Source organism: Amycolatopsis heterodermiae (genome assembly GCF_034929455.1).
Classification (GTDB): Bacteria; Actinomycetota; Actinomycetes; order Mycobacteriales; family Pseudonocardiaceae; genus Amycolatopsis; species Amycolatopsis heterodermiae.
In genome coordinates this window covers 651,399-665,731 of record NZ_JAYFSI010000002.1, presented here as the reverse complement: position 1 = coordinate 665,731, position 14,333 = coordinate 651,399, and the positions used below count along the sequence as shown (strand labels likewise).

At 70.4% G+C, this 14,333-nt stretch carries 10 protein-coding genes; 1 reads left to right on the top strand and 9 read right to left on the bottom strand.

The genetic code is table 11. From position 1 onward, the window contains the following. The first annotated feature begins 65 nt into the window (after positions 1-65). Positions 66-419: a VOC family protein gene (locus VA596_RS13355; protein WP_323326747.1), complete on the top strand. Its 354-nt coding sequence runs from the start codon at positions 66-68 to the stop codon at positions 417-419. Here VA596_RS13355 and VA596_RS13350 read toward each other — a convergent pair. From VA596_RS13350 to VA596_RS13310, 9 genes are read right to left on the bottom strand one after another with little or no spacing between them, the layout of a single operon-like run. Continuing rightward, positions 416-2,257 carry a cupredoxin domain-containing protein gene (locus tag VA596_RS13350; RefSeq protein WP_323326745.1) on the bottom strand — a complete coding sequence of 614 codons (1,842 nt, stop codon included), beginning with the start codon at positions 2,255-2,257 and terminating at the stop codon, positions 416-418. The genes VA596_RS13355 and VA596_RS13350 overlap by 4 nt on opposite strands. A 57-nt stretch (positions 2,258-2,314) precedes the next feature. After that, positions 2,315-6,277 carry a ThuA domain-containing protein gene (locus VA596_RS13345; protein WP_323326743.1) on the bottom strand — a complete coding sequence of 1,321 codons (3,963 nt, stop codon included), beginning with the start codon at positions 6,275-6,277 and terminating at the stop codon, positions 2,315-2,317. Further along, a complete protein-coding gene (locus VA596_RS13340) occupies positions 6,274-7,257 on the bottom strand; it encodes a multicopper oxidase domain-containing protein (RefSeq protein ID WP_323326741.1) in 984 nt (327 codons plus the stop codon). Before VA596_RS13340 ends, VA596_RS13345 begins: the two co-directional genes overlap by 4 nt. Positions 7,258-7,274: 17 nt before the next feature. After that, positions 7,275-8,129, bottom strand: a complete 855-nt coding sequence (locus tag VA596_RS13335; RefSeq protein WP_323326739.1) for a TIM barrel protein — start codon at positions 8,127-8,129, stop codon at positions 7,275-7,277. Between the two features lie 40 nt (positions 8,130-8,169). Further along, positions 8,170-9,312 (bottom strand): Gfo/Idh/MocA family protein, encoded by a 1,143-nt coding sequence (locus VA596_RS13330; RefSeq protein ID WP_323326737.1) that lies wholly within the window; start codon positions 9,310-9,312, stop codon positions 8,170-8,172. 30 nt (positions 9,313-9,342) lie between these two features. After that, a complete protein-coding gene (locus tag VA596_RS13325; protein ID WP_323326735.1) occupies positions 9,343-10,398 on the bottom strand; it encodes a substrate-binding domain-containing protein in 1,056 nt (351 codons plus the stop codon). A gap of 25 nt (positions 10,399-10,423) precedes the next feature. After that, positions 10,424-11,422, bottom strand: coding sequence for an ABC transporter permease (locus VA596_RS13320; RefSeq protein ID WP_323326733.1), 999 nt, complete (start codon positions 11,420-11,422; stop codon positions 10,424-10,426). Further along, positions 11,419-12,921, bottom strand: coding sequence for a sugar ABC transporter ATP-binding protein (locus VA596_RS13315; protein WP_323326731.1), 1,503 nt, complete (start codon positions 12,919-12,921; stop codon positions 11,419-11,421). The genes VA596_RS13320 and VA596_RS13315 overlap by 4 nt, the downstream gene beginning before the upstream one ends. Then, positions 12,918-14,084 (bottom strand): ROK family transcriptional regulator, encoded by a 1,167-nt coding sequence (locus VA596_RS13310; protein WP_323326730.1) that lies wholly within the window; start codon positions 14,082-14,084, stop codon positions 12,918-12,920. The genes VA596_RS13315 and VA596_RS13310 overlap by 4 nt, the downstream gene beginning before the upstream one ends. Positions 14,085-14,333: the final 249 nt, after the last annotated feature.

Here is a 14,333-nt window from a genome sequence, read left to right as displayed (position 1 = left end):
CCGAGGGAGAAATACACCGCGTGTCGCCCGCCCGCCTCCGGACGCCGGGCTGGCACGATCGGGCCATGGAACGCGTGCTCGGCATCGGTGGCTACTTCATCCGCGCTTCGGACCCTGCGGCCCTGGGCGCCTGGTACCGCGACAGCCTCGGCCTCGACGCCGACGAGCACGGCCTGTGGCGCCAGGAGGCGGGCCCCACGGTCTTCGCGCCGTTCGAGGCCGGGACCGACTACTTCGGGTCCCGGACCCAGCAGACCATGCTCAACTTCCGGGTCCGCGACCTGGACGCCATGCTCGCCCAGCTCCGCGCCCAGGGCGCCGACGTCGCCGAGGAGACCCAGGACATGGACGGCGTCGGCCGCTTCGGCTGGGTCACCGACCCCGAGGGCAACCGCATCGAACTCTGGCAGTCCGCTTAGTCCTGTCCGCGGGGCTTCACCTTCTTCACGTCGGGCTTGACGTCGTGCCCGGCGGCAGGAGCGCCACCGACGCCGGACTCGATGGCCGCCGTGACGATGCGGTTGCGGTCGCCCGAGGACAGCACGCCGTTGGCGACCAGTTCCTGGGTCACCGCCTTCACGTGCTTCACGAACCGGTCGTGGGACGCGTACTCCGCGTTCTCGTCGATGACGTCGTTGAGCGTGCAGCCGTTGCCGATGTCGGTGTTTTCGACCTGGCTGTCGATCCCGCCGATCACGACCGTCTCCCGGGTGTCGGAGTTCGGGCAGGCGTCCGGTGGTGGCGGCGCCGCGACCACGGTGAACGCCCCCGACTGCTCCGCCGAGACGTTCCCGGCGACGTCCGCAGCCCGGAACCGGACCGTGTGCGCGCCGAGCGCGGAGACCACCACCGGCGTGGTGTACCGCGTCCACGCGCCACTGTCCACTTTGTACTCTGCAAAGTCCACACCGGACTCTGCGTCGGTCGCCGTCAGGGTCACCGTCGCCTGGCCGACGTACGACCAGTCGCTGCTCTGCTTGCCGCTCACCGTCAGGGACACCACCGGCGCGGTCGTGTCTCCGCCGGCGACCACCGTGAAGGTTACCGTGCCCACCGCGGACGTGTTGCCGGCGACGTCACGAGCCCGGTAGTCCACCGTGTGCGCGCCGGCCGAGGAAACCTGAACCGGTGCGGTGTAGGCGGTCCACGCACCACCGTCGACCCGGTACTCCACCGCGCCGACCCCGGAACCCGCGTCCGACGCCGTGACCGTGACGACCGCCTTGCCGACGTAGTGGCCGTCGCCGTCCTGCGTGCCGGCCACGGAGGCCGAGACGACCGGCGCCGTCGTGTCGCTCTTCACCACCGTGAAGTGGGCCATGCCTTCCGGTGACGTGTTCCCGGCGTTGTCACGAGCACGGTAGGAGAGCATGTGCATGCCCGCCGCGGTCACCGGAACCGGGGCCGTGTAGGCGGTCCACGCGCCGTCGTCCAGTTTGTACTCCACGGCGGCGACCCCGGAGTCCGCGTCCGTCGCCGTGATAGTGGCCGTGGCGACGTCGACGTAGTTGCCCGACGCGTCCTGCGTTCCGGCCAGCGAGGCCGTCACCGTCGGCGGGGTGCCGTCACCCTGTCGCTCGACGATCGTGAAGTGCGCCATGCCTTCGGCGGACGTGTTCCCGGCGACGTCGGTCGCGCGGTAGCCCAGCATGTGCATGCCCAGCGACGACACCACGACCGGCGCCGAGTACGGCGTCCAGGTCCCGCCGTCGAGCTGGTACTCCACCGACGCGACCCCGGACCCGGCGTCCGTCGCGGTCAGGGAAACCGTGGCAGAGCCGAGGTAGTTGCCGGACGGATCCTTGTCGCCCGTCACGGCCGCGGTCACCGTCGGCGCGGTCGTGTCGCCGGTGCCGTCCGACACCACGAACTCCCCCACCATCGACGTGTGGCCGGGGATGGTGCAGAAGTACCGGTACTTGCCCGGTGTGAGGGTCACGGTCGCCTCGTGCCGGCCGTTCTGCGGGTCGAACGGGTTGGCCAGCACGTTCAGCGTGACGTCGTGGTTGTACCCCGGCGTCGAGGTGTCGAACGTCAGGGTGTGCGACATCCCCGTCGTGTTGCCGGTGGCTTCGCTGTTCTCGAAGACGATCGTGGTCTCGCCGGGCAGCGCGCCCGTCGGCGCGGACGCGTATTCGGTGGTGCTGTTGCTCCCGGTCCAGGTCAGGGTCTGCACCGGCGCCGCCACCGCGGGGGTGGCGAGCCCGAGCAGGGCCAGGAAAGCGGCCAGCAGCACGGCGATCGGGCGTGGGGACATCGCGGGAAACCTTCCTGGGAGGAACGGGGGCCGGGCGTGTGCCCGGCCCCCGTCGCGCTACAGCTGCCGCACCCGGATGTTGCGGAACTCGGTCAGGTCGTTGTCGCTGTGGTTCTGCAGCCCGATGAACCCGCTGACGAACTGCCGCAGGTCGGTCGGCGGGTCCCCGGCGCGCGAGGACTGCTGGCCGGGCGTGTTGTCGAACTCGTTGATCACCACGCCGTTGCGGATCATCGTGTAGTGCTGCCCGACGACCTTGATCTCGTACTCGTTCCAGGTGCCCTTCGGCCGCGCGCCCGCCTGGTCGAGCGTGCGCGGGTCGAAGTTGTAGACCGACCCGGTCTTCTGCGGCTCACCGCTGTCGCCGTCGTAGATCTGGATCTCGTGACCGCAGTAGATCGCGACCCACGCCTGCGACGTCCGCGCCGAGCCGACCGTCCCGCAGCTGCCCGGCGGCCGCTGGTCCAGCGGCGTCCGCGGGTCCGGGAACCGGACGAAGACCCCGCTGTTGGCCCGGAAGGTGTCCGGGGCGATGTCCTTGAACTGGACCTTCACCGAGAAGTCGCCGAACTGCCGCTGGGCGTACCAGAGCATGCCCAGCCCGCCGGACGAGCGGATCGACCCGTCGGGTTGCAGCGTGAACTGCCCGGACGGTGCCTGTTCCCAGGCCCGTAGCGATTCGGCTGTGCCGTCGAAGAGCGCTTCGTACCCCGTGGTGCCCGGTTTCCCGATCGGCGACGCCTCCGCCGCCGCGTTCAGCTCGGCCACCTCGGCGTCGTTCAGGACCCCGAGGTCGGAGAGCGTTTCGGTGGCCTGGTCGACGTGGTTGACGAACGCGGCGTGCGTGCTCCACGTGCCTTCGTCGTCGATGAAGTCGTCGACCGTGCAGCCGCCACCCGCGTTGCGGTTCACCACCTTCGTGATCGTGTCGCCCAGGGTCACCACCGGACTCGGATCGGCCACCGCGCAGCCGATGTTCACGGCCGTCCGGGTGGTCACCGCTTCGCCGTTCGCGTAGGTCACGGTCAGCTTGGCGGTGAAGATCCCGGTGCGCGGGTAGGTGTGGCGCGGGTCGGCCTGGGTGGACACCGAGCCGTCGCCGAACTCCCAGCGGTAGGACACGCCGCCGGACTTCGACCCGGTGAACGCCGCCGTCAGCGCCTTGTTCTGCACCAGCGTCGACGACGCGGCCGGCGCCGGGGTCGGCGCGCCGCCGGTGTAGCTGATCTTCAGGAGCTTCTGGTTGGCGTCCAGGGAGAAGAAGCCGTTGCCGTAGTCGAGCACGTACAGCGCGCCGTCCGGCCCGAACTTGGCGTCCATCCAGCTCTGCACCCTGGTGTCACCCGCGCCGCCCGGGATGATCTGGCGGAACGTCTCGGCGAACACCGGCGGCTGGTGCGTCGGCACGCCCGCCGGGTCCACGGTCACCGCGACCCGGTTCTGGGAGTTGGACTCGTCGCCGATGAACCACTTGTTGTCCCAGTACGCCGGCCACGCGACACCGCTGTTCGTGTCGACCAGCGAACGGTGGTACGTCGGCCCGGACATGATCGCCTGGCCGCCACCGCGCAGGTACGGCTGGGTGTAGGTGGCGTCCGCCGCGTTGTACGTCGGGATGGAGCTGTTGGGACGGTTGGGGAAGACCGGGCCGCCGCCGTCCGGCGAGTACCAGATCATGTTGTCCTTGATCGGCGGCAGGTTCACCAGGCCGGTGTTGCGCGGCGAGGTGTTGACCGGGTTGTTGCAGTCGTACCAGCCGGTCAGCTCCGCGGCGTTCGTGCTGCTGCGGTCGCGGTAGGGCTGCCGGTTGCCCATGCAGTACGGCCAGCCGTGGTTGCCCGCCTCGGTGATGATCGTCGCCGTCTCGTACTTCGCCGGCCCGAGCTCCGGGCTCGGCGAGGACGCGTCGGGGCCGACCCAGCCCGCGGTCATCCAGTTGTGCACCGGGTCGATCTGCAGCCGCGAGATGTTCCGGACGCCCATCACGTAGATCTCGGGGCGCGTCTTGTCCGCCGGCCCGTTCGGGAAGAGGTTGCCCTGCGGGATGGTGTACGTCCCGTTCGCCTCCGGGTGGATGCGCAGGATCTTGCCGTCGAGGTCGTTCGTGTTGCCCGCCGTGCGGCGCGCGTCCTGGAACGAGATGCCCTTGTAGTCGAGCGTCCAGTTGTTGCCCGAGTACCCGTTCGAGCCGCCCGAGGAGTTGTTGTCCCCGGACCCGACGTAGAGGTTCCCGTCCTTGTCGAACGCCATCCCGCCGCCGGCGTGGCAGCAGCTGTGGATCTGGACGTCCCAGGACAGCAGGTCCTTGCGGGTGGCCTGGTCGAGGGTCTGCGCGGTGGCGTTGTAGGTGAACCGCGAGACCGTGCGCTTGCCGATCCGCTTGTCGCGGTCGATCGACGCGTGCGGCATCCAGTAGGCGTACATGTAGCCGTTTTCGGTGAACTTCGGGTCCAGCGTCAGCCCGAGCAGGCCCTCTTCGTTCTTGACCAGCTCGTCACCGCTGCCGCGGTTGCCCATCACCGGCAGCGTCGTGAGCAGCTTGATCTTCTTGGTGACCGGGTCCCACTGGTGGACCGTGCCGCAGCCGAGGCCGACGTTCGGGTCGTCCCAGCTGACGATCGGCCCGGTCGGGCAGGCCGCCTTGCCGATGTAGAACACCTTGCCGTCGGGGGCGATGGTGAGCCCGTGCGGCTCGCCGATCTGGTCGAGCTGCCCGGCCGCGTTCTTCCCGGTCAGCCGCTCGACCTTGTAGTTCGCGGCGATCCCGGCCTGGCAGTCGCCGCGCACCATCCCGGTCGTCCAGCGCAGGGCGCCGAGCAGGTGCTGCCGGAACTGCGCTTCGCCGTAGGACCCTTCGGTGCGGCCCATGCCGGTGTAGAAGGAGCGGCCGCCGTCGTAGTCACGGCACCACGAGATCGGGTGGAACGCGCCGTTCGCGCCGACCCCCGGGTTGTAGCCCTTCTCCTCGACCTGCGCGACGGTGTGGACGGTGCCGACCGGGTTGGACTCCCAGTTGAGCCAGCGGTCGGTGCGCGTCCAGTTCTGCGGCAGCCCGGCGGTGGCCGGGTGCTGGGCGTCGAGGACGTCGACGACGGCCTGCTGCGGCGCCGGTTCGGGCGGCGGCGGGGTCGTCGAGGTGTCCTTGAACAGCTTGAGGTCGGCGAGCTGGATGAGCGGCTCACCCGAGTTCGCGGTGATGTTCAGCCGGTAGTTCGGGTAGACCGTGGTGTTGGCGAAGGTGAACGTCCGGGTCTGGAACCGGTCGGTGAACGTCTCGTTCGTGCGCGTGTCCAGGTCGGTCCAGGCTTGCCCGTCGGCGGAACCCTGCAGGGTCCAGTTCTTCGGGTCGCGGCCGGGGAAGTCGTTCGCCGACACCAGCGAGTAGCTGCTGACCGCGACCGGGGTGGCCAGCTTGTAGGCCGCCCAGCCGGTCGTCGCGAACGTCAGCCACTTGGTGTTCTCGTTGTTGTCGGCCAGTTTCTCCTTGGTCTCGTTCGGCGGGTTCTCCGCGCTGGCGGTCACCGAGGCCACCGTCTCGGGCGTCGGGCGGGCGCCGACCGGGCGCGCGCCGATCAGGCCGGTGAACCACTGGGACGAGTCCTGCGCGCGGGCCGCGTCGGAGATGCCGAGGAACCCGCCGCCCGCCTTCATGTAGGCCTGCAGCGCGGCTTCCTGCTCCCGCGCGAGCGTCACGCCCTGCGCGGACAGGAACACCACACCGCGGTAGCGGGCCAGGTTCGCCGTGCTGAACACGGCCGGATCGGACGACGCCGTGACCGTGATGCCGTTGTCCGAGCCCAGCCGCGCGATCGCGTCCGCCGCGCGCAGCACCGGGTCCTTCTGGCCGTCCGCCGCGCCGTGGAAGACCAGCACGTTCACCGGCACGTTCACCACGGCCGGCGCGGCCTGCGCCACCGGCATCACCATCAGCGGCGAGCCGGCCGCGAGGACCGAGCCGATGGCGAGCACGACCGCGCCGCGCCTGCCGAACCAGCGTCTCTTCACGATTCCCCTCCTCATGCGTGGGTCCGCCCGTCGGGGCTCATGTCGTGCCCGGCGTGGCCGTGCTGCTTGAACCGGTCGATCGCGTCCTGGGCGCCGTCGGGCAGGCTGCCGTCGGGGTTGCGGACCAGGAACAGGCCCACCATCCCGCCGTCGGAGTGGGTCTGGACGTGGCAGTGGTACATCCACACCCCCGGCCCGGCGCCCTCCCCGGCGATCACCTGGAAACCGAACGAGCTGCCGGGGTCGAGGTTCTTGTTGTCGACGATCTGGGCGTTGTCGGCGGCGCCGTCGAGCATCCCGGTGCGGGTGTCGGCCCAGCGGTGCCCGTGCAGGTGGAACGTGTGCGGCAGGCTGCCGTACCCGACGCAGACCCACTCGACGCGCTCGCCCAGCCGTGCCTCGAACATCGGCGTGTCGGGTGCCATCTCGTGGTTGATCATCATCTCGTTGAACACGACGGTGTACTGCTTGGCCGGCAGCAGGTCGCCGCGCTTGCGCACGATCAGCCCGCCGTAGAGCCCGCGGGCGAGGCCGCCGGTGCCGTGGTCGGTGCCCATCGCGTGGTCGTGGTAGTGCCAGTACCCGGCGCTGCCCGGCATCCAGAACCCGCCGCTCGCTTCGTAGCGGGTCCGCGTCTTCCAGGTGTAGGTCCGCGTCTCGCGCGGGTTGTTGAACGACGCGTTGAGCGGAGCCCCGTCGGACGCGGTGTCGTAGATGACCCCGTGCGGGTGGATCGACAGCCGCTGGTCGGTGAGGTTGACGAGTTCGATCTCGACGGTGTCGCCCTCGTAGACCTCCAGCAGCGGCCCCGGGATCGTGGCCTTGCCCGGCTCGAGGCCGTAGCCGTACAGGCCACCGGGCAGCGCCTCGGCGTAGATCGTGATCCGGCGGGTCAGCCCCGCCGCCGCGGCGGAGTCGGCGGCGACGGCGCCCACGGCCGGGATCAGCACCCCCGCGGCGGTTCCGGCCAGCATCGACCGACGTGACACTCGCATGTGGACTCCCCCGCGTCTCAGAAGCGCACGGTGCGCAGGTACTCGAACCCGACCTTGGCGGTGTTCAGCGGATCCGTGGGCTGGTCGTGCTCGACGATGTACTCGCCGATGGTGTGGCAGGACGCAGCGAAGATCCGCGGGAAGTTGATCACCCCGGTGCCGGGGTCGGTCATCTGCCCGTCCGCGGTCCGGTCCTTCACGTGGTACTGCGTCACGCGCGGGTAGTTCCGCCGGAACAGCTCGACCGGGTCGGCGCCGCCGTTCACCGCCCAGAAGAGGTCGATCTCCAGGTGGACGTCCCGCTTGTTCGTCTTCGACGTCAGCACGTCGTACGGCAGCACGCCGTCGATCGGGTGGAACTCGTGGTCGTGGTTGTGGTAGCCGAGCTTCAGCCCGGCCTTCCTGAAGGTGACCGCGGCGGTGTTCATGCGGCCCGCGAAAGCCTCCCACTCGGCGATGGTGCCGAAATTCGCGTACGGCACCACGACGGAGCGGTTGCCGAGGATCTTCGCGTCGGCGATGGTCTGGTTCAGGTCGCCGTCGATGCCGACGTGCGTCGAGGACGCCTTGAGGTGGTTCTTGTCGAGGATGGCGCGGAACTCCGTGGCGCTGCGCCCGTACGTCCCGGCCAGCTCGACCTTCCGGTAGCCGATGTCGGCCAGCGCCGACAGCGTGCCCTCCGGGTCGTTCTGCAGCAGGGAACGCAGGGAGTAGAGCTGGATGCTGATCTTGTCGAGCGGAACGCGTTGCCGCGCCGGGGAAGCGTCCGCGGCGCCGGGCAACACGATCGCCGCCGCGCCCACCGTGAGGGCCGCCGTCGCCACGTTCAGGAATGTCCGCCGGGAGTGCTGCTCAGCTTCATGACCGCACATGGAACTCCCTCATCTCGTTGACCGAAAAGCAGAACGGGAACTAGTCCTCGATCGCGACCCACGCCGACTGCGTGGAAGCGCTTTCCTCGACGGCGTGCAGCACGCGCTGGACCCGCAGGCCGGCGTCGAAGCCCGGCTCGGGATCGGTGCCCGCGCCGATGGCGTCGAGCAGGTCGGCGACCTCGTGGGTGAACGTGTGCTCGTACCCGAGGAGATGCCCCGGTGGCCACCACACGCCGACGTACGGGTGCTGCGGTTCGGTGACGAGGATGCGGCGGAACCCCGCCTCGGTACCTTCACCCTCGTACCACTGGAGTTCGTTCATCGACTCGAAGTCGAAGGCCAGGCTGGCTTTCGACCCGTTGACCTCGAGCCGCATCGCGTTCTTGCGGCCCAGCGCGAACCGCGTGGCTTCGAAGCTCGCCACCGCTCCCCCGGACAGCCGCGCCAGGAACAGCGCGGTGTCGTCGACCGTCACCGCGTCCGTCCCGCCGTTCTCGGACGGCCGTTCGTGCACGAAGGTGTTGGTGAGCGCCGAAACCCCGGTGAGCCGCTCGCCGGTGACGAACTGCGCAGCGTCGACGATGTGCGCGCCGAGGTCGCCCAAGGCGCCCGACCCGGCGGATTCCCGGCGCAGCCGCCAGGTCATCGGCGACTGCGGATCCGAAAGCCAGTCCTGCAGGTAGACCGACCGCACGTGCCGGATCTCGCCGAGGGCCCCGCCCGCCACCAGGTTCCTGGCGTGGGCGAGCGCGGGCACCCGGCGGTAGTTGAACGCGACCATGGCCCGGACCCCGCGGTCACGGGCCCGTCGCGCCGCCTCGGCCATCGCTTCGGCCTCGGCGACCGAATTGGCCAGCGGTTTTTCGCACAGCACGTGCTTCCCGGCCTCCAGCGCGGCGATCGCGATCTCCGCGTGGCTGTCGCCCGGTGTGCAGATGTCGACGAGGTCGACGTCGTCGCGGGCGATCAGCTTTCGCCAGTCCGTTTCGACGGCCTCCCAGCCGAACTTGGCCGCTGCGTCATGGGCCCGGGTCTCGTCCCGCCCGGCGAGGACGGCGAGTCTCGGCACCAGCGGCGGGTCGAAGAACCGGTGGACGCTGCGCCAGGCGTGTGAGTGCACGGCGCCCATGAACGCGTGGCCCACCATGCCGATCCCGATCGTTTCCCGTGCCGGGCTCAATGCCCCTCCTTCGGTTTTTGGCGGGCCAGGTCAGGAGTCGAAGCCGACGTCGAGGTACTGGTCGACGTTCTCCTTGGTGACGACCGCGGAGTACGTCGTGATCTCGGCCGGGATGTCGTGCTCGGCGAGGTCGCCGACCCCCTTGTTCTGCCCGAGCAGGCGGGCCAGCGCGATCGCGGTCGAGGCCATCGACGGGCTGTAGAGCACGGTCGCCTTGATCGGCGACGCGTCGGCCTTGATCAGGTTCATCATGTTCTTCGAGCCGGCCCCGCCGACCATGATGAACTCCTTGCGGCCCGCGGTGTCGATCGCGGCGTTGACGCCGATGCCCTGGTCGTCGTCGTGGTTCCACAGCGCGTCCAGCTTGGGCGCGCTCTGGAGCAGGTTCGCGGTCTGCTGCTCACCCGACTCCGACGTGAACTGCGCCGAGACCCGCGGGCCGACCTTGTACCCGGCCCGCGCGAGGGCGTCCGAGAAGCCCTTGCTGCGTTCCTGGGTCAGCGGCAGCGAGTCGATCCCGGCGACCTCGCCGATGACCGGGTTGGCGACGTTCTTCGCTTTGAGCTGCTTCGCGATGTAGTCGCCGGCGTTGACGCCCATCCGGTAGTTGTCGCCGCCGATCCACGTGCGGTACGCGAGCGGCGTGTCGAAGACGCGGTCCAGGTTGATCACCGGGATCCCGGCGTCCATCGCCTGCTGCCCGACCGAGGTGAGCGCCTTGCCGTCGAAGGGCAGGATCACCAGCACGTTCACCTTGGCGTTGATCAGCGTCTCGACCTGGGAGATCTGCTGGTTGACGTCGTTGGTGCCCTCGGTGGCGCTGAACTTCACCTCACTGAACTTCTGGGCCTGGGCCTTGGCGTTCTTGGTGATCGCCGCGATCCAGCCGTGGTCGGCGGCGGGCGCGGAGAAGCCGATGGTGACGGGCTTCCCCGGCTCGGCGTTGCTGCCCGCGTTGGCGACCGGCGCGTTCGACTCCGAGTTCGCGGGCGTGTTCGACGTGCAGCCGGCCAGCAGCGCGCCGGCGCCGACGGCGGCCCCGCCCAGCAGGAAACCCCGGCGGCCGAGGAAGGGGTGTTCGGCCATGGTGAACCTCCATCGGTGGTGACTACTACGACCCGGTCCTGGCTTTCCTGGCCCGGAACTGCAAGAGCACGGCGAGCACGATGATCACGCCCTTGGCGATGTTCTGGATGTCGGTGTCCAGGTTGTTGAGCGTGAAGAGGTTGGACAGCACGGTGAAGATCAGCACGCCGATCAGGGTGCCGATCAGCGAGCCGCGGCCGCCGGTGAGCAGCGTGCCGCCGATGACCACCGCCGCGATCGCGTCGAGCTCGTAGAACATGCCGTTGGTGGACGCGCCCGCCGTCGTCCGCGCGACGACCATGAGCGCGGCGATCCCGCAGCACAGCCCGGCGACGCCGTAGACGAGCGCGAGGTGCCGCTTGACGTTGATCCCGGCCAGCCGCGACGCCTCGATGTTGCCGCCGACGGCGAAGGTCCGGCGGCCGAAGGTGGTGCGGTTGAGCACGACCCAGCCGACCGCGAACACCAGCGCGAACAGCCAGATCAGCACCGGGATGCCGAGCAGCGCGCCGCGGAAGAAGGCGAGGAAGTCCTGGTCGGCGACGACCTGGGTGCGGCGGCCGCTGAGCCGCTCGGCGAGCCCGCGTGCCGAGACGTACATCGCCAGCGTCGCGATGAACGGCACGACCTTGCCGTAGGAGACGAGCACGCCGTTGACCAGCCCGCAGCCGAGGCCGACGGCGAGTCCACAGAGGACCATGATCCACGGGCCGTAGGACTGCGTGGCCAGTGTCGTCAGCCAGACGCTCGACAGCGCGACGATCGAGCCGACGGACAGGTCGATGCCGCCGCTGATGATCACGAACGTCATCCCGACGCTGACCACGCCGATCGCCGCGGCCAGCCGCAGGATCGTCGAGATGTTGCTTTCGGTGAAGAACAGCTCGGGCCGGGTGAACTGGCCGACCAGGCACAGCACCACGAGCACGCCGGCCAGGCCCAGCAGCCGCGGGTCGGCCCGGAAGGAGAACCGCCTCGCCGGTGCGGGCAGCGCTTTCGGTGGTGCCGTTTCGGTGTCGGTCATGCCGCGCTCCCCTCGAGAATCACGTCGAGCACCCCGGCCTCGGTGAGCCCGGACGAGGGCCGGTCGGCGAGGACACGGCCCTCGCGCAGCACCAGCACCCGGTCGGACAACCCGAGCACCTCGGGGATCTCGCTGGACACCAGCACGATCGCCACGCCGCTCGCGGCCAGCTCGTCGATCAGCCGGTACAGCTCGGCGCGGGCGCCGACGTCGACCCCGCGGGTCGGCTCGTCGAGCAGCAGCACCCGGCAGCCGCGGACCAGCCAGCGGGCCAGCACCGCCTTCTGCTGGTTGCCGCCCGAGAGCGTGCGGACGATCCGCCGCGGGTCGGCGGGGCGCAGGTCGAGGCGCCGCAGGCTCGCGCCGGCGTCGTCCAGCTCCCTGCCGCGTTCGGTGAACCCGAGCTTCGCGTAGCGGCCGAGGCTGGCCAGCGTCACGTTGTGCACCACCGGCAGGTCCAGCAGGAGCCCCTGGCTCTTGCGTTCCTCCGGGGCCAGCCCGATCCCCGCCTTGACGGCGGCCCCGATGTTCCCGGGACTCAGCGCTTTCCCTTGCACCGCAACGGTTCCGCTGTCGGCCTTGCGTGCACCGAAGATCGTCTCCAGCAGCTCGCTGCGGCCGGAGCCGACCAGGCCGGCGATGCCGACGACCTCCCCGGCGTGCACGGTGAAGCTCACGTCCTCGAACTCGCCGTCCCGCGTCAGGTTGCCGACCTCGAGCAGCGGGGCGGTGCGGTCGGCGTGCCCGTCGTGGCGCGGCCCGAAGACCGTCTCGACCTTGCGCCCGGCCATCAGGGCGACCAGGTCGGCGGTCGGCGTGGTGCGGGCGTCGAGGCCGGTGCCGACGGTCTGGCCGTCCTTGAGCACGGTCACCCGGTGCCCGATCCGGCGCAGCTCCTCGAGCCGGTGGGAGATGTAGACGACGGAGACGCCGTCGGCGGTCAGTTCGCCGACGATGCGGAAGAGGTTGTCGACCTCTTCGCCGGCCAGCGCCGCGGTGGGCTCGTCCATCACGAGCAGGCGGGCGTCGTGGGCGAGCGCGCGGGCCATCGACACCAGCTGCTGGCCCGCCGCGGACAGCTTCCCGACCTCGTGCCACGGCCGGATGTTCGCGTGGCCGAGCCGGGCCATCAGCCGGGCGGCCTCGTCCCGAGCCTGCGAGATCCGGGTGAACCCGAGCCGGGCGCGTTCATGGCCGAGGAAGATGTTGTCCGCCACCGAAAGCCCGGGCACGAGGTCGAGCTCCTGGTACATGGTGGCGATGCCGAGGCGCAGCGCGTCGACCGGCGAGCCGAGCTCGACGCGTTGTCCCTGCCAGGTGATCTCGCCCGCGTCGGGCCGGTGCGCGCCGGAGAGGACCTTGATGAGCGTCGACTTGCCGGCGCCGTTCTGGCCGAGCAGGCAGTGCACCTCGCCGGGTTCGACGTCGAGGTCGACGCCGTCGAGCGCGCGGACGCCCGGGAAGGCCTTCACGATCCCGCGAACGGAAAGCAGGCTCATACCAGGGCCTCCTCGGTGCCGGCGGCCAGAGTGGGGTCGGTGAACAGGCGTTCGGCCGCCAGGTGCGCGGCACCGCGCAGCGGGGCTTCGAGGCCGAGTGCGGACGCCACGACCCGGGCGTGCCGTTCCGGCTGGGCGTGGGCGGCGAGCTCGACCCGGACCGGTTCCACCAGCCACTTCCCCAGTTCCGCGAAGTACCCGCCGAGCACGACGACGTCCGGGTCGAGCACGTCGACCACAGTGGACAGTGCGACGCCGAGCGCGACGCCGAGTTCGTGCACCGCGGTGACCGCGCGCTGGTCGCCGTACCGCACGCGGTCCTTCAGCCGCGCGACCCGGCCTGCGACGCCGAGCGCGGGATCGAGCAGCGGGTCACCCGGCGCCGCGGCCGCGCGCAGGACCGCGGCCAGGTTCGCCTTCGTCTCGAGGCAGCCGGTGCGGCCGCAGGAACACCGCTCGCCGGACGGGTCGACGGCGATGTGCCCGACCTCGCCGGCGAAGCCGCGCGCGCCGCGCAGGACCGCGCCGCCGGACACGAGGCCGCCGCCGACCGCCGTCCCGCCGCTGAGGTAGAACAGCTCGCCGGCGCCGGTGAGCGATTCGGCGAGCGCGCCGAGGTTGGCTTCGTTGTCCACGGCGACGGCGTCGGCGGGGAGGTTCAGCCGGGCGGCCATCAGGCCGGCGATCTCCGCGTCGCGCCAGCGCAGGGCCGGGGCGAACCGCAGCACCGCGGCGGCCGAGTCGACCAGGCCGGGCACCGAGATCGCGACGCCGACCGGCGGGCCGGGCAGTACCCGGTGCGCGAGGTGGGCGAGCTCGTCCATGCCGCGCTGGAGCCCGGCCGCGGCGACGTCGACGGTCTCGGCCCGCTCGGCCAGCACCCGCCCGGACAGGTCGGTGACGACCGCCGACAGCCGGTCGGCCTCGATGCCCAGGGCCAGCGCGTAGGCGTCTTCGCCGTCCAGCTCGACCAGGCGGCTGGGCCGGCCGTTGCCGGGGAGGACACCGGCGGGCCGGATCAGGCCCCGCCGCGCGAGCTCGGCGAGCAGGCCGGGAACGGCCGACTTCGCGACCCCGCAGCGGGCGGCCAGCTGGGTGCGGGAGAGGGGGCCGGTGCGCAGCGCCCGCAGGACCGCGGCGAGGTTCGCCGTACGCGGGCTCACCGCATCGGCTCGCCTGGTACCGGTCACGGCCACGATGCCCCCACCTGTGCTGCTGCGCCACTTTGTTACTCAGACAGCGAAAGTAGGGTGACCCGTGTCACCCGTCAAGGTGATGAAGGCGTGCTTAGTCCGGTTTTCACCCGGATAGACGCGCCAAACCGTACATACTTTCGATCGATGGATGCAAAAGTCTGCACGGTTCGAGCGCTACGGCGGGGGTGTACTCAGCGACCGAGTGTGAGGTTCCGA